General features: G+C 73.1%; 16 protein-coding genes and 1 pseudogene. 3 read left to right on the top strand and 14 right to left on the bottom strand.

Translation table 11 applies throughout. The annotated features are described in order from the left end of the window. Positions 1-43: 43 nt before the first annotated feature. Together mgt and IE286_RS03065 are read left to right on the top strand one after the other, a co-directional pair. A pseudogene (gene mgt, locus IE286_RS03070) lies at positions 44-1,310 on the top strand (macrolide-inactivating glycosyltransferase). Between the two features lie 102 nt (positions 1,311-1,412). Then, positions 1,413-2,432, top strand: a complete 1,020-nt coding sequence (locus IE286_RS03065) for a ketopantoate reductase family protein (RefSeq protein WP_189795001.1) — start codon at positions 1,413-1,415, stop codon at positions 2,430-2,432. A gap of 63 nt (positions 2,433-2,495) precedes the next feature. Here IE286_RS03065 and IE286_RS03060 read toward each other — a convergent pair whose 3' ends face one another. The 14 genes from IE286_RS03060 to IE286_RS02990 form a co-directional block, all read right to left on the bottom strand. Beyond that, on the bottom strand, positions 2,496-3,236 hold the full coding sequence (locus IE286_RS03060; protein ID WP_189795000.1) for a sirohydrochlorin chelatase: 741 nt from the start codon (positions 3,234-3,236) through the stop codon (positions 2,496-2,498). Positions 3,237-3,241: 5 nt separating this feature from the next. After that, positions 3,242-4,156 (bottom strand): ABC transporter permease, encoded by a 915-nt coding sequence (locus IE286_RS03055; protein ID WP_189794999.1) that lies wholly within the window; start codon positions 4,154-4,156, stop codon positions 3,242-3,244. Next, a complete protein-coding gene (locus tag IE286_RS03050; RefSeq protein WP_189794998.1) occupies positions 4,143-4,922 on the bottom strand; it encodes an ABC transporter ATP-binding protein in 780 nt (259 codons plus the stop codon). The genes IE286_RS03055 and IE286_RS03050 overlap by 14 nt, the downstream gene beginning before the upstream one ends. 38 nt (positions 4,923-4,960) lie before the next feature. Beyond that, a complete protein-coding gene (locus IE286_RS03045) occupies positions 4,961-6,109 on the bottom strand; it encodes an aliphatic sulfonate ABC transporter substrate-binding protein (RefSeq protein ID WP_372462505.1) in 1,149 nt (382 codons plus the stop codon). A gap of 227 nt (positions 6,110-6,336) precedes the next feature. Continuing rightward, positions 6,337-7,671, bottom strand: a complete 1,335-nt coding sequence (locus IE286_RS03035) for a sulfate adenylyltransferase subunit 1 (RefSeq protein ID WP_189794995.1) — start codon at positions 7,669-7,671, stop codon at positions 6,337-6,339. A gap of 2 nt (positions 7,672-7,673) precedes the next feature. Next, complete coding sequence (gene cysD / locus IE286_RS03030) at positions 7,674-8,612, bottom strand: sulfate adenylyltransferase subunit CysD (RefSeq protein ID WP_189794994.1); 939 nt, start codon at positions 8,610-8,612, stop codon at positions 7,674-7,676. Beyond that, positions 8,609-9,145 (bottom strand): adenylyl-sulfate kinase, encoded by a 537-nt coding sequence (cysC, locus tag IE286_RS03025; RefSeq protein WP_229861925.1) that lies wholly within the window; start codon positions 9,143-9,145, stop codon positions 8,609-8,611. The genes cysD and cysC overlap by 4 nt, the downstream gene beginning before the upstream one ends. 26 nt (positions 9,146-9,171) lie before the next feature. Beyond that, the gene (locus tag IE286_RS03020; protein ID WP_189794992.1) at positions 9,172-9,882 is read right to left on the bottom strand and encodes a phosphoadenylyl-sulfate reductase; all 711 of its coding nucleotides are present in this window, start codon (positions 9,880-9,882) and stop codon (positions 9,172-9,174) included. Then, positions 9,879-10,058: a hypothetical protein gene (locus tag IE286_RS03015; protein ID WP_189794991.1), complete on the bottom strand. Its 180-nt coding sequence runs from the start codon at positions 10,056-10,058 to the stop codon at positions 9,879-9,881. The genes IE286_RS03020 and IE286_RS03015 overlap by 4 nt, the downstream gene beginning before the upstream one ends. After that, entirely contained in the window at positions 10,055-11,746 is a 1,692-nt protein-coding gene (locus IE286_RS03010; RefSeq protein WP_189794990.1) for a nitrite/sulfite reductase, read from the bottom strand. Before IE286_RS03010 ends, IE286_RS03015 begins: the two co-directional genes overlap by 4 nt. Positions 11,747-12,115: 369 nt before the next feature. Further along, positions 12,116-12,688: a GNAT family N-acetyltransferase gene (locus IE286_RS03005; RefSeq protein WP_189794989.1), complete on the bottom strand. Its 573-nt coding sequence runs from the start codon at positions 12,686-12,688 to the stop codon at positions 12,116-12,118. 72 nt (positions 12,689-12,760) lie between these two features. Next, positions 12,761-14,119 (bottom strand): hypothetical protein, encoded by a 1,359-nt coding sequence (locus IE286_RS03000; protein ID WP_189794988.1) that lies wholly within the window; start codon positions 14,117-14,119, stop codon positions 12,761-12,763. A 240-nt stretch (positions 14,120-14,359) separates the two neighbouring features. Continuing rightward, entirely contained in the window at positions 14,360-15,634 is a 1,275-nt protein-coding gene (locus tag IE286_RS02995) for a helix-turn-helix domain-containing protein (protein ID WP_189795114.1), read from the bottom strand. A 333-nt stretch (positions 15,635-15,967) separates the two neighbouring features. Next, the gene (locus tag IE286_RS02990; protein WP_189794987.1) at positions 15,968-17,602 is read right to left on the bottom strand and encodes an acyl-CoA dehydrogenase family protein; all 1,635 of its coding nucleotides are present in this window, start codon (positions 17,600-17,602) and stop codon (positions 15,968-15,970) included. A 99-nt stretch (positions 17,603-17,701) separates the two neighbouring features. On the opposite strand from IE286_RS02990, the gene IE286_RS02985 reads away from it, so the two are divergent. After that, positions 17,702-18,892, top strand: a complete 1,191-nt coding sequence (locus tag IE286_RS02985) for a YihY/virulence factor BrkB family protein (RefSeq protein WP_189794986.1) — start codon at positions 17,702-17,704, stop codon at positions 18,890-18,892. Positions 18,893-19,183 lie beyond the last annotated feature (291 nt).

Genomic DNA, 19,183 nt, shown 5'->3' with positions numbered 1-19,183 from the left:
ACGGGCAGCGGCACAGGGCGCGGTTCCCCGGCCCTCGCGGACAATCGAATTGAACGATACGTATCGTCTCGTCCAGCGTCGGAGACATGACCCCTGACGCGCACATCGCCATGTTCTCCATCGCCGCCCACGGCCACGTCCGCCCCAGCCTGGAGGTGATCCGTGAACTCGTCGCACGCGGCCACCGCGTCACCTGCGCGATCCCGCCCGCGCTCGCGGACACGGTGGCCGCGACCGGCGCCGAGGTGAAGCTCTGGCACTCCACGCTCCCCGGACCCGACGACGACCCGTCCGCCTGGGGCACCACCCTGCTGGACAACGTCGAACCCTTCCTCGACGACGCCATTCAGGCCCTGCCCCAGCTCCGTGCCGCCTACGCCGGGGACGAGCCCGACCTCGTCCTGTACGACATCGCCGCCTACCCGGCCCGCGTCCTCGCCCACCGATGGGGCGTGCCCGCCGTCTGCCTCTCGCCGTGCCATGTCGCCTGGGACGGCTACGAGGAGGAGGTCGCCGCACCGCTGTGGGCCGAGCCGAAGAAGACCGAACGGGGCAAGGCGTACTACGCCCGGTTCACCCGGTGGCTCACCGACAACGGGATCACCCAGCACCCGGACCCCTTCGCCGGCCGCCCCGACCGCGCCCTCGTGCTGATCCCGCGGGCGCTCCAGCCGCACGCCGACCGGGTGGACGAGCGGGTGTACAGCTTCGTCGGCACCTGCCAGGGCGAGGGGACCGGCCATGAGGACTGGCAGCGGCCCGCCGGGGCCCAGAAGGTGGTGCTGGTCTCGCTCGGGTCCACCTTCACCGACCGGCCCGCCTTCTACCGGGCCTGCGCCGAGGCCTTCGGCGGGCTGCCCGGCTGGCATCTGGTGCTGCAGATCGGCAAGCACGTCGACCCGGCCGAGCTCGGCGAGCTCCCGGCGGACGTCGAGGTGCACTCGTGGGTGCCGCAGCAGGCCATCCTGCGCCGGGCCGACCTGTTCGTCACCCACGCCGGTGCCGGCGGCAGCCAGGAGGGCCTGGCCACCGCGACACCCATGATCGCGGTCCCGCAGGCCGCGGACCAGTTCGGCAACGCCGACATGCTGCAGAGCCTCGGTGTCGCCCGGCGCATCGACACCGCCGAGGCCACCCCCGAGGCCCTGCGCGCCGCCGCCCTCGCCCTCGTCGACGATCCCGACGTGGCCCGCCGGCTCAAGAAGCTGCGGGCCGGCACCTTGCAGGAGGGAGGGACCCGCCGGGCCGCCGACCTCATCGAGGCCGAACTGCCCGCCTTGCGCCCGGCGTCGTCCGCGGCCGGCGCATGACACCGGACACGGCACCGCCGCACGGAGCCGACGGTTCCGGAGTGTGAGAAGAGACAGGACGGACCGGTGACCCGGGCGCAGCCGGCGTGTCAGGCTGCTCCCATGCGCTACATCATCATCGGGGCAGGAGCGGTCGGCGGCGTGATCGGAGGGCGGCTGGCGCAGAGCGGCCACGAGGTCGTGCTGGTCGCACGCGGCGCCCACCTGGCGGCACTGCGCGCCGGCGGGCTGCGGCTGAAGGTGCCCGACGGCGATCTGACGTACCGTCTGCCCGCGGTGGAACGGCCCGAGGAGCTGGGCGAGCTGCGCGCCGACGACGTCCTGGTCCTGGCGGTCAAGACCCAGGACGCTGAGGCGGCACTCGCGCAGTGGGGCCCCGCTCCCGTGGCCGGCGGCACCACCGCCGCCGAGAGCCTGCCCCTGCTGTGCGCGCAGAACGGAGTGGAGGGCCGGCGGATCGCGCTGCGCCGCTTTCGCCGGGTGTATGGCGTCTGCGTCTGGCTGCCCGCCACCCACCTCGAACCCGGCGTCGTCTCCGCGGCCGGCAGCCCGCTCACCGGCATCCTGCACCTCGGCCGGTACCCGCACGGCACCGACGACACCCTGCACCGCATCGCCGCCGACCTGGAACGATCCGCCTTCGAGGCACCCGTCGTCGCGGACGTGGCGCGCTGGCAGTACGCCAAGCTGCTCACCAACCTCGCCAACGCGATCGAGGCGGTCAGCGGGCCGCTGGAGAGCGAGGCCGCCCGCGAGCTCTACGCCAGGGTGCGCGCCGAGGGCGAGGCGGTGCTGCACGCCGCGGGGATCGCCTTCGCCGGGGAGGAGGAACAGAAGCAGGCACGCGGCGACAAGATCACGCAGGTGCCGCTGCCCGGCACGGTGCGCGCCGGTTCGTCCTGGCAGTCCCTCAGCCGCGGCACCGGCAGCATCGAGGCCGACCATCTCAACGGGGAGATCGTGCTGCTGGGCCGGCTGCACGGTGTCGCCACCCCGCTGAACGAGCTGCTGCAGCGCCTGGCCAACACCTTCGCACGGGAACGCCGGGCCGCGGGCTCGCTGCCCGTGGCCGAACTGGTGCGGCTGGCCGACGAGACGGAACGCCGGGCGGCCGCGGCCTGAACCGTCCGGCCGCCCGCGAAGCGCCCGAAGCCGCACCGCCGGTCGATCCGGGCGAAGCCCGCCTCAGGCGCCGGCCGCCGCCACCCTCGGCAGCAGGGCCGCGTCGTACCGCTCCAGCAGCACCCGCGCCACCTCCGGGGCGGGGCCGAGGACGTCGGCGAGGACGTCCGCGCCGGCCGCGCCCCGGGCGATGCGGTCCGGCAGGCGGCCGGGGGCCAGCACGTACGGGGCCACGGCGACCTTCGCGCAGCCCAGGGCGCGCAGTTCCCGCACCGCGTCCTCGGTGCGGGGAAGGGATGCGGAGGCGAACGCGGGCCGCACGGCGCACCATCCGGTGTGCCGCCACTCCCGCGCGATGTCTGCGATCACCGCGATCGCCTCCGGGTCGGAGGATCCCGCCGAGGCCAGCACCACCCCGGTCGAGGACCTGTCGGCCGGGGACAGCCCGGCCTCGTGCAGCCGCCGCTCCAGAGCCTGCGTCAGCAGAGGGGAGGGGCCGAGGACGTCGGCCTGCCGGATGCGCAGCCGGGCCGGGGCCCGGCGCAGCACCGACGGGATGTCCGACTTGGCGTGGAAGGCGCGGGTCAGCAGCAGCGGCAGCGCCACCACCTCCCGCACCCTCTCGGCGGCCAGCGACTCCAGCACGCCCGGCACGGACGGCACGTTGAAGTCCAGGAAGCCGGTCTCCACCCGAAGACCGGGCCGCATCGCCCGCACGCGGCGCACCAGCGTGTGCACCGTCGCGGCGTGCCGCGGATCGCGGCTGCCGTGGGCGATGACCAGCAGGACGGGCTGGAGGGACACAGGCGTCAGCCCTTCACGTACAGGCCGCGGCTGCGCAGCACCCACCGCTCCAGCGGACTGAAGATCAGCAGGTCGATGGCGATGCCGACGAACAGGATCAGGATGATGGCCTGGAACACCATGGACATCGAGCTGGCGTTGCGGCCGTTCTCCAGCAGCGCGCCCAGACCGATGCCCAGGTCGGGCGAGGAGGCGATGATCTCCGCCGCCATCAGCGAGCGCCAGGAGAAGGCCCAGCCCTGCTTCAGACCGGCCAGGTAGCCGGGCAGCGCGGCCGGCAGCACGATGTGCCACGCGCCCCGCAGCCCGGTCGCGCCCATGGTGCGGCCCGCCCGCAGGAACAGCGGCGGCACCTGGTCCACACCGGAGACCAGACCGTTGGCGATGGACGGGACCGCGCCGAGCAGGATCACCGCGTACATCATCGAGTTGTCCAGGCCCAGCCAGATCACCGCCGGCGGCACCCAGGCCACGCTCGGCAGCGACTGCAGCCCGGACAGCACCGGACCGATGGCCGCCCGGACGAACTTCACCCGGGCCACCAGCAGCCCCAGCGGGGTGCCGATGGCGAGGGCGAACAGGAAGCCCAGCAGGCCGCGGGAGACGGACGTCCATATGAAGCCGAGCAGCGTGCCCTGCAGCCAGGCGTCCTTGAACTCCCCGGCCACGTCGGCCGGCGAGGGCAGCTTGGTCGGGTCGTCGACGACACGGAAGGTGATCAGCGACTGCCACAGCACCAGCACCACCACGATCGCCGTGATCGGCGGCAGCACCTTGCGGACCAGGGTCTGCCGCAGCGGAGGACGCCCCGTGTCGGCGGACTCCAGTGCGTCGAGGCCCGCCTCGACGCCGTCCAGGCCGGCGCCCCGCGCCTCGGTGCCCTCGGCGCTGTGCGCCGTCTTCGTCTCAGTGCCGGCCATGACGGCGGATCTCCCCCCGCAGTATGTCGGTGATCTCCAAGGACAGCTCCGCGACGGGCGCGTCCTCGATACGGCGCGGGTGCGGGATGTCCACGGTCCACTCGCGGGCCACCCGTCCCGGCCGGGACGACAGCAGCACCACACGCTGCGCGAGCCGCACCGCCTCGCGCACGTTGTGGGTGACGAACAGCACCGACAGGCCGGTCTCCTGCCAGATCCGGGTCAGCTCCTCGTGCAGCACGTCCCGGGTGATGGCGTCCAGCGCCGCGAACGGCTCGTCCATCAGCAGCAGCTTGCTCTCCTGGGCGAGCGCGCGGGCCATCGCCACCCGCTGGCGCATGCCGCCGGACAGCTCGTGCACCCGCTTGCCGTACGCGCCGCCCAACCGGACCAGTTCGAGCAGCTCCTCGGCCCGGCCGCGCCGCTGGGGCTTGGGCACGCCCTGCAGTTTCAGGGCCAGCTCGATGTTCTTGCCCGCGGTCAGCCACGGGAACAGGGCGTGCTCCTGGAACATCAGGGCGGGCCGGCCGTCGGTCGTGATGGACCCGGCGGTGGGCCGGTCCAGGCCGGCCACCAGGTTCAGCAGCGTGGACTTGCCGCAGCCCGAGGCCCCGAGGAGCGTGACGAACTCGCCCGGGGCGACGTCGAGGCTGATGTCGTCCAGGACGAGCTGCTGCCCGCCCGGCCCCGCGAAGGACTTCGAGACATGCGCCAGGCGTGCGGCGTGCTCGACGGACTCGGCCGCCTCGGCGAGGGGTGTGGCCATGGTCGTCACCTCTTGGGAACGTGTTCGGCTACGGGCTCTTACCGGACGCCGAGCCCGGCGTCGCTGACGGTGGGCTCGCCCTCGGCCTTGAGAACCTTGTTCAGCAGGGTGAGGTCGTAGATGCCGTCCAGCTTCGGCTTCTCCAGCAGGCCGGCCTTGACCGCGTGCTGAGCCTCGGCGTCCAGGGTGGCGGCCAGCGGATCGTCCGTGACGGTGATGGACTTCCACGCCGGGTCCAGGATGCCGGCGGGCAGGGGCTTGCCGGTGTCGATCGCCAGCTGCTTGTTGGCCGCGGCCTTCGCCTCGTCCGGGTGGGCGTTGATCCACTTGTTGGTCTCGACGGAGGCCTTCAGCACGGCCTCGACGGCCTTGGGGTGCTCTGTGAGGAACTTCTGCGACACGATGACGTTCGTGATCACGAACTTCTTGTCCGGCCACAGCGTGGACTCGTCGAGCAGCACCTTCGCGCCCTCGGCGACCAGCCTGGACGCGGTCGGCTCCGGCACCCAGGCGCCGTCGATGGAACCGGAGCTGTAGGCGTCCGGGGTGACCTTGTTGTCGGTGCGGATCACCGACACGTCGCCCTTGCCGCTGAGCGGGTCGACCTTCCAGCCCTGCTCGGCGATCCAGTTCAGCAGGGCCACGTCCTGGGTGTTGCCCAGCTGCGGGGTGGCGATCCGCTTGCCCTTGACGTCCTTCAGCGTCTTGATCTTCTTCGGGTTCACCACCAGCTTCACTCCGCCGGAGACGGACCCGGCGATGATCCGCAGGCTCTTGCCGGCGGACTGGGTGTAGCCGTTGATCGCGGGGGAGGGGCCGATCCAGCCGATGTCGATGGACCCGGAGTTGAGCGCCTCGATCTCGGACGGCCCGGCGTTGAAGATCTGGTACTTGGCCTGGGTGCCGCCCAGCGCCTTCTGGAAGAAGCCTTTCTGGTGACCGACGAGCGCGGTCGCGTGGGTGACGTTGCCGAAGTAGCCGATCCGGACGGAGTCCAGTCCGTCGGTCTTCTGCGCGTCGGCGGCGATCTTCTGATCGGAGTCGTCCTTGGCGGCCTGGGAACCGTAGCCGCACGCCGCCAGGGACAGCAGGGGCAGGACGATGAGCGCGGCAACGCCGCGGCGGAGCCGGGAGCGGGGCTCACCCCCGCCGGCGCGGCGGCGGGACGGGGGAAGGCTGGCAGGCACGGGAGGCGGTCCTCTCGTCGGCCCGGCGGTCACGGCGGTGTCAGGCCGTGGCCGGGAGGTCGGCAGGTCTTCGTCTGTGTCGGTGAGGGGCGGTGAGGGTGCGCGCACGGCGCGGGCGGGTCAGCACGCACATCGCGCCACTCCGCCCTGCCCGCTGCCGAGGGCGCCGCTGCCGACGCGGCCGCCCTCCTTGGCGAACGTCGAGTAGAAGTCGGAGGAACGCATGGTCAGAAGTCCCACCCGTCCTGGTCGGCGGCGTCCCGGACCGGCTCGGGGTCCGCGAAGGACTCGCCCACCATGCCGGCGGTCAGCGTGGTGCCGTCCGCGGGGTCGATGAGGATGAACGAGCCGGTGCGGCGCGAGTCGGCGTAGGAGTCGAGCGGCAGCGGCTCCGCGGTGCGGATCGTCACCCGGCCGATGTCGTTGGCGACGAGCTGCCCCGGGTCCGGGTGATGGGACAGGTCGTCCAGGGCGAGCCGCGAGGGGATGTCCTTCACGATCGCCTTGACGGTGCGGGTGCCGTGCTTGAGCAGCACCCGGTGGCCGACCGTCAGCGGGGCGTCGGCGACATGGCAGACGGTCGCCTCCACGTCCTGCGTGGTGGCGGGCGCGTCCGCGGCCGGCACGATCAGATCTCCGCGCGAGACGTCGATGTCGTCCTCCAGCAGCACGGTCACCGACTGCGGCGTGAAGGCCTCCTGGACCGGGGTGCCCAGCAGGTCGATGCCGCTGATCCGGCTGGTGCGGCCGGAGGGCAGCACGGTGACCTCGTCGCCGACCCGGAAGGCGCCGGCCGCGATCTGGCCGGCGTAGCCCCGGTAGTCGGGGTGCTCGGCGGTGCGCGGACGGATCACGTACTGCACCGGCAGCCGGGCGTGGGCGTGCGTCAGGTCCTGGCCGACCGGCACGGTCTCCAGGTGCTCCAGCACCGTCGGACCGCCGTACCAGTCCATGTGGGCGCTCGGCTCCACCACGTTGTCCCCGACGAGCGCCGAGACGGGGATCGCGGTGACCTCCGGGACGCCGAGGCCGGTGGCGTACGCGGTGAACTCCTCGGCGATCGCCGCGAACACCTTCTCGTCGTAGCCGACGAGGTCCATCTTGTTGACCGCCAGCACCACGTGCGGCACCCGCAGCAGCGCCGCGATGGCCGCGTGCCGGCGGGTCTGCTCGACCACGCCGTTGCGGGCGTCCACCAGGATCACGGTCAGCTCGGCGGTGGAGGCGCCGGTCACCATGTTCCGCGTGTACTGCACGTGCCCCGGGGTGTCGGCGAGGATGAACCGGCGGCGGGGCGTGGCGAAGTAGCGGTAGGCGACGTCGATGGTGATGCCCTGCTCTCGCTCGGCGCGCAGGCCGTCGGTGAGCAGCGCCAGGTCCACCTCGTCCTGTCCGCGCGAGGCAGAGGCCCGCTGCACCGCCTCCAGCTGGTCGGCGAGGACCGACTTGGAGTCGTGCAGCAGCCGGCCCACCAGCGTGGACTTGCCGTCGTCGACGGAACCGGCGGTGGCGAACCGCAGCAGGGTGGTGGCCGCGAGTTCTTCGGGCGTGATCGTGCTCATGTCTAGAAGTACCCCTCGCGCTTGCGGTCTTCCATCGCGGCCTCGGAGAGCTTGTCGTCGGCGCGGGTGGCGCCGCGCTCGGTCAGCCGGGAGGAGGCGATCTCGCGGATCACCTGGTCCAGGGTCACCGCGTCGGAGTCGACGGCGCCCGTGCAGGACATGTCGCCGACGGTGCGGTAGCGCACCATGCGCCGTTCCACCGGCTCGCCGTCCTTCGGGCCGCCCCACTCGCCGGCCGTCAGCCACATGCCGTTGCGCCGGAAGACCTCGCGCTCGTGCGCGAAGTAGATCGACGGCAGTTCGATGCCCTCCCGCGCGATGTACTGCCACACGTCCAGCTCGGTCCAGTTGGACAGCGGGAAGACCCGCACATGCTCGCCCGGCGCGTGCCGGCCGTTGTACAGGTTCCACAGCTCGGGGCGCTGGCGGCGCGGGTCCCACTGGGAGAACTCGTCGCGCAGCGAGAACACCCGCTCCTTGGCCCGGGCCTTCTCCTCGTCGCGGCGTCCGCCGCCGAAGACCGCGTCGAACCGCTCGGACTGGATCTTCTCCGTCAGCGGCAGCGTCTGCAGCGGGTTGCGGGTGCCGTCCGGGCGCTCCTTGAGCACGCCCCGGTCGATGTAGTCCTGCACCGAGGCCACGTGCAGCCGCAACCGGTGCCGGGCCACCGTCCGGTCCCGGAACTGAAGCACCTCGGGGAAGTTGTGCCCGGTGTCCACGTGCAGCAGCGCGAACGGGACGGGCGCCGGCGCGAACGCCTTGAGTGCCAGGTGCAGCATGACGATGGAGTCCTTGCCCCCGGAGAACAGGATCACCGGGTTCTCGAACTCTCCCGCGACCTCACGGAAGATGTGCACCGCCTCGGACTCCAGTGCGTCCAGGTGGGACAGGGCGTACGGGCTGCCCGTGCCCTCCCCGGCCTCGGCGACGGTCGTCGTCATGCCAGTCCCCTTTCGCTGAGCAGGGCGTACACCGAGGCGGCGGACTCCTCGACGGTCTGGTGCTGCGACTCGATCCGCAGATCCGGTGCCTCGGGCTCCTCGTACGGATCGTCCACGCCGGTCAGGCCGGTCAGCTCGCCCGCGGCCTGCTTGGCGTACAGCCCCTTCACATCGCGCCGGGAGCACACCTCGACCGGGGTGGCCACGTGCACCTCGACGTACGGGGTGCCGTTCGCCTCGTGCCGCTTGCGCACCGCGTCCCGGCTGTCGGCGTACGGGGCGATCACCGGGACCAGGGCGAGCACGCCGTTGCGGGCGAGCAGTTCGGCGACGAAGCCGATGCGCTGGACGTTGGTGTGCCGGTCCTCGCGGCTGAAGCCGAGGCCCGCGGAGAGGAACTCGCGGATCTCGTCGCCGTCGAGCACCTCCACCCGGCGGCCCTCGGCGCGCAGCCGGCCTGCCAGCTCGTGCGCGATGGTGGTCTTGCCGGCGCTCGGCAGACCCGTGAGCCAGACGGTGGCTCCGGTCGTCACGTGTGTCTCCTGAAGGTCCGTCATCGTCAGGTGTGCAGCCCGCACTCGGTCTTGGCCCGGCCCGCCCAGCGGCCGGCCCGCGCGTCCTCGCCCGCGAGCACCCGGCGGGTGCACGGGGCGCAGCCGATGGAGGCGTAGCCGTCCGTCAGCAGCGGGTTGGTGAGGACGCCGTGCTCGGCGACGTAGGCATCCACGTCGTCCTGAGTCCACCGGGCGATGGGGGCGATCTTCACCTTCCGCCGCTTGGCGTCCCAGCCGACGACCGGGGTGTTCGCCCGGGTCGGGGACTCGTCGCGGCGCAGCCCGGTCGCCCAGGCGTCGTAGTCCTTCAGGCCCTCCTGCAGGGGCTGGACCTTGCGCAGGGCGCAGCACAGGTCGGGGTCGCGGTCGTGCAGCTTCGGGCCGTACTCGGCGTCCTGCTCGGCGACCGTCTGCCGCGGGGTGAGCGTGATGACGTTCACGTCCATCACGGCCTGCACGGCGTCGCGGGTGCCGATGGTCTCGGGGAAGTGGTAGCCGGTGTCGAGGAACACCACGTCCACGCCGGGCATCGCCCGGGAGGCGAGGTGGGCGACGACCGCGTCCTCCATGGAGGAGGTGACGCAGAACCGCTTGCCGAAGGTGTCGGCGGCCCACCGCAGGATGTCCAGCGCGGAGGCGTCCTCCAGGTCCCGTCCGGCCTGCTCGGCCAGTGCCTTCAGTTCCTCGGTGGTGCGTTCCGGGTGAGCCGTGCTCATGTTGGCTGGTCCCCTTCGTCGTGTGCCCCGAGTCCCCGGGCCAGCAGCCCGAGGAACGTCAGCTGGAAGGCCCGGTTGCAGCCGGCGCACTCCCAGGCGCCGCGGCCCTGCTCGCCGGGGCGCAGGTCCTCCTCGCCGCAGTAGGGGCAGTAGAACGGCGCCGCCCGCTCGCTCATGACAGCGCCTCCTCACAGGCACGTGCCGCCCAGGCGGCGAACCGCTCGCCGTCCTCGCGCTCGGCGAGGTAGCGGCGCAGGACCCGCTCGATGTAGTCGGGCAGTTCGGCGGAGGTCACCTTCAGGCCGCGCACCTTGCGGCCGAACGACGGCTCCAGGCCGAGCGAGCCGCCCAGGTGGACCTGGAAGCCGGGGACCTGGTTGCCCTCGGCGTCCGTGACCAGCTGGCCCTTGAGACCGATGTCGGCGGTCTGGATGCGGGCGCAGGCGTTCGGGCAGCCGTTGACGTTGATGGTGATCGGCTCGTCGAAGTCCGGCAGGCGGCGCTCGAGTTCGTCGATGAGGTCGCTGCCGCGCGCCTTGGTCTCCACGATGGCCAGCTTGCAGAACTCGATGCCGGTGCAGGCCATGGTGCCGCGGCGGAACGGCGAGGGCTTGACCTTGAGGTCCAGCGCCTCCAGACCGTCGACGAGCGAGGACACCCGGTCCTCCGGCACGTCGAGGATGATCATCTTCTGCTCGACGGTGGTGGACACCCGCCCAGAGCCGTGCTCCTCGGCCAGCGCGGCGATCTTGGTGAGCAGCGAGCCGTCCAGGCGGCCCACGCGCGGGGCGAAGCCGACGTAGAACCGGCCGTCCTTCTGCCGGTGCACGCCGATGTGGTCGCGCCAGCCCTGCGCGGGCATCTCGGGGGCCGGACCGTCGATGAGCTTGCGGCCCAGGTACTCGTCCTCCACGACCTGGCGGAACTTCTGAGCACCCCAGTCGGCGACGAGGAACTTCAGCCGGGCCCGGTGACGCAGCCGCCGGTAGCCGTAGTCGCGGAAGACGGAGGTGACGGCCTCCCACACGTCCGGCACCTCCGCCTCAGGCACCCAGGCGCCCAGACGCACACCGAAACGCGGGTTGGTGGACAGGCCGCCGCCGACCCACAGGTCGAAGCCGGGGCCGTGCTCGGGGTGGACCACGCCGACGAAGGAGATGTCGTTGATCTCGTGCGCGACGTCCATGAGCGGCGAGCCGGACACGGCCGTCTTGAACTTGCGCGGCAGGTTGGAGAAGCGCGGGTCGCCGATGTAGCGGCGCACGATCTCGTCGAGCGCCCAGGTGCCGTCGATGATCTCGTCCTCGGCGACACCGGCGACGGGGGAGCCGAGCATGCCGCGCGGGCAGTCGCCGCACGCCTCGGTGGTGGACAGGTCCACCGCCTCCAGGCGTTCCCAGATGGCGGGCACGTCCTCGACGCGCACCCAGTGGAACTGGATGTTCTGCCGGTCGGTGATGTCCGCGGTGCCGCGCGCGTACTGCTCGGAGACCTCGCCGATCACCCGCAGCTGTTCGGTGGTGAGACGCCCGCCCGTGATGCGGACGCGCATCATGAAGTACTCGTCCTCCAGCTCCTCCGGCTCCAGCAGGCCGGTGCGGCCGCCGTCGATCCCGGGCCGGCGCTGGGTGTACAGACCCCACCAGCGGAAGCGTCCGCGCAGGTCGTTGGGGTCGATGCCGTGGAAGCCGCGCTTGGCGTAGATCGTCTCAATGCGTGTCCGCGCATTGAGACCATCGTCGTCCTTCTTCATCTGCTCGTTGCCGTTGAGCGGGGTCAGATGCCCCACGGCCCACTGTCCCTCGCCGCGGTGGCGGCTCACCTTGCGGCGGGGCGCGACGGAGTTCTGGGGAGTGGTGGCCATGGTGATACGTCCTTCGGGACAACGAGGGGTGCGGCTCTGACCAGCGCGTGGGCGATACGCGCGGACAAGTGGGCAAACGTGCGCGTCGTTGCGCTGGGCAGGGAAGAAGGAGGAAACCGGCGGTGCTCGGCCCGCGACTCTCAGGCCACCGTCGGGCGTCAGTGAGCCGGACAGATGGCGCTGGACATGCGGCCGTGGTCGACGTGCCGTCGGCTCACCAAGGCGGTTCCGGTTCCAGGCATGGACGCAGCGTCGCACGGCGATTCGGACGCAGTCCAGCATGGTCCGTCATGCGGACGCCCATGTCTCGTTTAACGAGACAAGGGTGTCGTTGCTCACAGGGCTCCGCAGTTCTGGTTTCTGCCCAGGTCAGGCGGGGTATGCCCCCGGCCAGGGTCCCGGAGTGGCCACCTCCGCCTCCTCCTCGACCCGGGTGTCGAACAGCGTGAAACCGCGCCGGAGATAGTTGTCCATCGCGTACTCCCCGTCCTTGCTGCAGGTGTGCAGCCACACCCGCTTGGTCGTCGCCAGCCCCGGCCAGCGGTCGGCGAGGTCCCAGGCGCGGGCGGTGCCGTACGACAGCAGATGCCCGCCGATGCCCTGGCCGCGGAAGGCCGGGAGCAGCCCGAAGTAGACGATCTCCACCACGCCGTCGTCCTGGGCCTGGAGTTCCATGTACCCGGCCGGGGTGCCCTTCTCGTAGGCCACCCATGTCTCGACACCCGGACGCTCCAGGTACTCTTGCCACTGCGCGTACGTCCAGCCGAGCCGGTCCGTCCAGCGGATGTCGCCGCCCACCGCGGTGTACAGGAACCGGCTGAACTCGGGCGAGGGCACCTCGGAGCGGACGATCCTCACCTCCCCCTCCGGCGCGGCGGCCGGAAGCAGGTCGGTGGGGGCGGTCTGCTCCAGGGACCAGGTGGTCACGGCGATGGTCGTCATGCCGGCCAGGGAATCATCCGGGGCGCGCCCGTGTCGATCGGCGCTCCCCGGGGAGCGCGGGTTGCCGAAGCGTCAGCCCAGTTCCCGCTCCACGTCCGGCAGCGGGACCGCGAACAGCATCCGCCCGGACAGCGACCACACCTCGCCGGTCTGCCGCCAGTAGGTGAGCGAGCCCCGGCCGTCGCCCCAGCAGTGCCGGGTGTCGTCGGACGTGCCGCACTCCGTCGTCCGGGAGCCGTGCACGTTCTGCCGCCACAGGGTGCCGTGCTCGCCGTGCGGGCCGGCGGGCCGGCCCAGGTACCAGTCGGTGGGGCCGGCCGGGCCGGTGCGGAGCGCGAGCACCCCCCGCACCCCGTCGGTCTTCGTCTCGTACGCCTCCGTCGCGGTGACCGTCCCGGTGGCGTCGGCGGCCAGCAGGCCGAAGCGGGCGGGGTCGGCGCTGAAGGCGTAGCGCCACAGCAGCGTGTGCCGGCCGCTGCCCCGGGGCGTGCTCTCGCTCAGCACCAGGCTCGCCGACGCCGAACCGGTGTCCAGCGACAGACCGGTCGGGCAGGCCGGACGGGACGGGTCGCCGCCGGGCGGCCCGGCGTCGGCCCGCGCACAGCTGCCGGTCACCGGACGGTAGGCGGCGACGGCCGGCAGCACCCAGTGGTAGCCGTGCGCCGACCAGCCGCCCGGCACCCGGCCGATCGCGTCGGAGTCGACCGTGGCGCGCTGGATGCGGTCCAGGTCGTAGACGTACAGCGCCTCCCGCTCGCCGCCGGAGGTGGTCACCAGCAGCTTGTTCCGGTACCAGACCATCCCCGTCACATGGGCGGTCAGTCCCCGGTAGTCGCGTCCGCCGTCGACCGGCACGGCCAGCAGCGCCCAGCTGTAGGCGGGGCGTTCCGGGTCGTCGGCGTCCACGAACGCCACCCGGGCCAGGCCGTGGTAGGGGCCGCCGCCGTGGTGCGTCCAGCCGGACAGCAGCACCCGGCGGGCGCTGCCGCGGCCGTCGGTGCCGCCGTCCGCGGAGGTGGCCACCGACTCCGGCTGCCAGGCGGAGTCGTCGGCGTCGGCGGACGCCCAGCAGTACGCCCGGGTGGCGGCCGGACTCACCGGCAGCGCCTCGGTCTCCTCGGCCGGGCAGTCGTCCGCGGGGCGCAGCGTCCGGTCGGCGCGCTCCAGCACCGCCTCCACGCCCACCGGACGGCCCATCCGCGAGGCCAGGCGGTCCAGCGTGCTCGCCGGCACGGGTTCCTCCCGCAGGCTGAGCCGGTCCAGATCGGCGCGGGAGGTGAGCGGCTTCAGCGCGCCGGGGTCGTCGGCGACCTCGGCCTGCGAGGTGCTGATCAGGGTGGCGGCGGCGGTCAGCGCCAGACCGGCGCCGGCCAGGACGGCCCGCAGCGCCCTGCCCCGCCTGCGCCGGCGGTGTCTGCCGCGATGCTGCATCCAACCCCCCTGCTCCAGGGCTCGGTCCGTCCGCGGGACGCCCGCCTGCCGGGCGGGTCAACTGCTCCGGAGCATCCGAGCGTTGACCGGTGTGCAGCGGGGCGACCCGGAGGCGATGCTACGGCAGAGCACTGCGGCGCACGACGAAGACCCTGCAAATATGCGAGAAGTTGTCACCCACGGGCGATGCCGTGCCCTCCGGCGCACGACCGGGGCTCGGGCCCGCCTCTCGCGCGCCGGTCAGGACGCGGCGCACCCCGTGCGTCCCCGCCGTATCGCCGGAGCCGTGGAGTGCGGCAGCAGATCGCGCGGATCCTCCGGCAGGACCACCCGCACCTCGGTGTCCTCCGGGAAACGGTAGGGCCGGTGCTCCAGCAGCGCCCCCAGATAGCGCCGCATCCGCGACATCTCGGCGCGCACGGTCACCGTCCTGGCCGGGTCGCCGAACACCTCGGCGGCCAGGTCCGCGGCGGTGCGGCCGGATCGGTGCACGGCCAGCAGATAGAGCAGTTCGGCGTGGCGCGGCGTCAGATGCTGCGACCAGCTGCCCAGGTCCGAGGTGACCGCCACCGAGCAGCGGCGCGGCCGCGCCAGGTCCAGCACGATGCGGGTGTCGCAGCGCGGATCGGTCTCCTTGCCCGCGCGGACCAGCCAGCCGTCCGCCAGTGGCTGAAGGGAGCACAGGCCGAGCGAGGGAAGCCACCGCCGGCCCGCGGCCGGCGGCGCGGGCAGCGCGATCCGCGGGGTGTACGGCATCCCGGTCACCGCCGCGGTCCAGCCGTCCCGGTCCACCACCGCCGCCCGGCCCCCGACCCGGGCCAGCACCGGCGCGCCCACCGCGCGCAGCCGCTCCAGCGACGCCAGGTGCAGCTCCCGCAGCCGCGCCTCGGCCAGCTTCGCCACCGAGTCCACCCAGGCCACGGTCGCCGGGTGCATGGTGTCCAGCGGTCCGCTGACGTCCACCACCCCCAGCAGCCGGCCGTCGCGCGGGTCGGTGACGGGTGCGCCGGTGCAGGTCCAGGTGGTGTGGGAGCGCACGAAGTGCTCGGCGGCGAACACCTGCACGGGCCGGCCCACCACCGCCACGGTGCCGACGCCGTTGGTGCCGACGACCTCCTCCCGCCAGTCCGCCCCGGGTTCGAAGCCGAGCCGGTCGGCCCGGCGCAGCACCGACGAATGCCCCTCCCGCCACAGCACCCGGCCGTCCTCGTCCGCGACCACCATGATGTGCCGGGCGAGGTCCGCGACCGACAGCAGACCCTGGCGCAGCACCGGCAGCACATGCCGCAACGGCGTCGCGGCGCGCCGCTGTTCCACTTCCTCCCGGCTCAGCGGCCGCGTGTGCGCGTCGCGTTCGGGGTCGACACCGCTGCGCCGCACCCGCTCCCAGGACTGCCCGATCACCGGGCGCGGAGCCCGGCGCGTGCGCCGCCCGTCCAGCGCTGCCGCGCGCACCTCGCTGAGCTCCCGCGCCGCCCGCGCCGTGTCGACGGCGGCCAGCCGCCTGAAGTCCATCGACGCCATCGCCACTGGATCCTCCCCCCTCCGAGCGGCCCGCCGGCGACCGGTTCCACCTGCCCGGTCGTCTGCCGGGGCCGCGACCACTGTCCGGTTCATAGTGCCGTCGGTCGCCGTCCCGGCGACACGGTCCCGGCGTACCGGGAGGCGCGTTGCAACCTGCGCGCAACCCTGGTGAACGACCGGCGGCCGGCCCAGACTTGGCCCCAGTGCCGCCCCGTGCGGCGGTCCTGGCCCGCAACGGGCCGGCCACCGGGGGTGGTGCCGTGTCGGCGCGGCACCACCCCTGCGCCGGGCCCGCTCACCTCCGCCGCGACCGGACCGGCCGGCTCAGGCCACGGGCCGGGCCCGCTCCACCACCGACGCCAGGTCCAGGGTGTGCGGCAGGGTGCCGAAGGTGGGACCCCAGTCGCCGCCCAGCCGGGAGGCGCAGAAGGCGTCCGCGACCTCGGGCGGCGCGTGACGCACCAGAAGCGCGCCCTGGAGCACCAGGGCCAGCCGCTCGGCCAGCCGGCGGGCCCCGGCCTCGGCGCCCTCCAGGTCGGCCAGCGCGGTCAGCAGGTCCCGGATCGCCCGATCGAGCCGGTGGTCGGCGCCGCGCGCCGCGCCCACCTCCCGCAGATACGCGTCGAACGCCCCCGGTTCGCGCCGCAGCGCCCGCAGCACGTCCAGCGCCTGGATGTTGCCCGCGCCCTCCCAGACCGAGTTCAGCGGCGACTCGCGCACCAGGCGCGGCATCCCCGACTCCGTCACATACCCGTTGCCGCCCAGGCACTCGGCGGCCTCCACCACGACCGGCGCACACCGCTTGGTCACCCAGTACTTGGCGGCCGGCACCGCGATCCGCAGCAGGGCCCGCTCCTGGTCGCCGCCGTCGTCGCAGGCGGCCGCCAGCCGCATCGCCAGCGTGGTCGCCGCCTCCGATTCCACCGCCAGGTCGGCCAGGACGTTGCGCATCAGCGGCTTGTCGACGAGCGGGCCGCCGAACGCCTCGCGGTGGGTGCAGTGGTGCACCGCCTGCGCCACGGCCTGCCGCATCAGCCCGGCCGACCCGAGCACGCAGTCCAGGCGGGTCGCCGCCACCATCTCGATGATGGTGCGCACCCCGCGGCCCTCCTCGCCGACCCGGCGCGCCCAGGTCCCGTCGAACTCGACCTCCGCGGAGGCGTTCGACCGGTTGCCCAGCTTGTCCTTGAGCCGCTGGATCAGGAACACGTTGCGGGTGCCGTCGTCCAGCACCCGCGGGACCAGGAAACACGTGAGCCCCTGCGGCGCCTGCGCCAGCACCAGGAAGGCGTCGGACATCGGCGCCGAGCAGAACCACTTGTGGCCGGTCAGCTCGTAGGTGCCGTCCTCGGTGAGCGGCCGGGCGACGGTGGTGGTGGCCCGCACGTCGCTGCCGCCCTGCTTCTCGGTCATGCCCATCCCGAACAGCACCCCGGCCTTCTGGTGCGCCGGGCGCAGCCCGCGGTCGTAGACCATGGACGTCAGCCGCATCTCCCACGCGGCGGCCAGCTCCGGGTCGGTGCGCAGCGCGGGCACCGCCGCGTGCGTCATGGACAGCGGGCAGCAGGTGCCCGCCTCGGCCTGTGTCCACACCAGGAAGGCGGCCGCCCGCCGTACATGTCCCGCCGGGCGGGTCCAGGCCGCGGTCAGGCCCGCCGCGACGCCCTTGCCGAGCAGCCGGTGCCAGGCCGGGTGGAAGTCCACCTCGTCGATCCGGTGGCCGTAGCGGTCATGGGTGCGCAGCCGCGGCGGGTTGTCGTCGGCCTGCGCGGCCCACTCCCGCACCTGCGCGCTTCCCGCGGAGCGGCCCAGCCCGGACAGCTCCTCGCGCACCTCCTGCCGCAGGTCCTGCCCGACATGCCGGTCCACCGCCTCCACCAGGGCGCGGTCGGTGGCGAAGAGGTCGAGGCCGGTCAGCGGCGGGGGCTGATTCGTCACGATGTGCGTGCGGGCTGCCATGCCGTGGAACCTACCCGCTGGTACCGCGCCGGTCACCCGGGGACGGTGCGGGACGCCCCGGCAGCGAGGCGAGGGAACCCGCGGGGTTATTTTTTGGTCGTGCAGCAAGCCAGTGAGCTCCCCGACCACCCGTCCGGCCGTCTCCACCGGGCCCGCGTGCTCTACCGGAACGTCTCCAAGCGCAAGACCGCCTGGCTGCTGCTGAAGGACACGGTCAACTCCTGCATGGAGTACCGGATCCTCGGCCTGGCCGCCGAGGCGGCGTTCTTCTCCCTGCTGTCCGTGCCGCCGCTGCTGCTCAGCCTGATCGCGCTGCTGTTCTACGTGGACGGCTGGACCGGCGCGCACACCATCGACAGCCTCCAGCGCAACCTGCTGGACTTCTCCCGCACCGTGCTGTCCGACCAGGGTGTCGAGGAGATCACCAAACCGATTCTGCAGGACGTGATGAAGGGCGGCCGGCCCGACGTGATCTCCCTCGGGTTTGTCCTGGCGCTGTGGTCCGGCTCCCGCGCGGTCAACGTCTTCGTCGAGACGATCACCGTGATGTACGGCCTGGACGGGGTGCGCGGCATCGTCAAGACCCGGCTGATGTCCTTCCTGCTGTTCGTCGTGGCCCTGCTGATCGGCTCGGTCGCGCTGCCGCTGATGGTGGTGGGGCCGGACGCGGTGCTGCGGGTCGTGCCGTGGTCGACCACGGTGGTGCAGGTGCTGTACTGGCCGGTGGTGATCCTGCTGTCGATCGCCTTCCTGACCACGCTCTACCACGTGTCGGTCCCGGTCCGCTCCCCCTGGGTCGAGGACGTGCCCGGCGCGCTGGTCGCTCTGGCCATGTGGGTGGTGTGCAGCTTCCTGCTGCGCATCTACCTCACCAACACCGTGGAGGGGCCGACCATCTACGGCTCGCTGGCGGCACCGGTCGCGGTGCTGCTGTGGATCGGGGTGTCGGCGTTCGCCGTGCTCGTCGGGGCCGCGGTCAACGCCGCCATCGACCGGGTCTGGCCGGCCGCCGCGACGGCCGCGGCCCGCGAGGCCAACGAGCGGGTGCGCGAGGCGCAGATCGCCGAGTACGTCGCCTGGGCGGCCGCGGTCGCCCGGGACAACGACCCGGACGACCCCGACATGCCGTCGGAGTTCCCCGAGCGCTGGTCCCGCTTCCTGCCCCCGGAGGACGTGGCCGCCCGGCTGCGGGCGCACGCGAAGAACACCCCGCCCAGGCAGGGCGCGGACGGGGTGGCCGCCGAGGCGCGGCACACGGGCCGCGACGGGGCACCGCCGACCGCCCCCTGACCGGACCGGGCCCGGGCACGTGCGGGTGCCCGGGCCCGCGTGTGCGAGGGCCCCGGCCGCGGGCGACGGGGAGGCGCAGCCGGACCGTGCCGTGCTCGTCGGGCGCTGGCGGACGACCGGCGGGCCACGGGACGGCGCGGGGCGGACACCGGCCGCGTCGTGCCCGGGGTCCGGCGGGGGATGCCCGGCCCCGGGCCGGTGCGGCGCCAAGCGCCGCCCGCCACCGCGGTTCCGCGTCGGGCTTGCACTCGCCGGACGACACCCTCCAGCCGCCCCGACCTGCGCCGCTGC

It is taken from the genome of Streptomyces thermodiastaticus, assembly GCF_014656135.1.
In the GTDB taxonomy this organism is placed as follows: Bacteria; Actinomycetota; Actinomycetes; order Streptomycetales; family Streptomycetaceae; genus Streptomyces; species Streptomyces thermodiastaticus.
The sequence above is the reverse complement of the archived record's forward strand: the minus strand, read 5'-3'. Positions and strand labels throughout refer to the sequence as shown.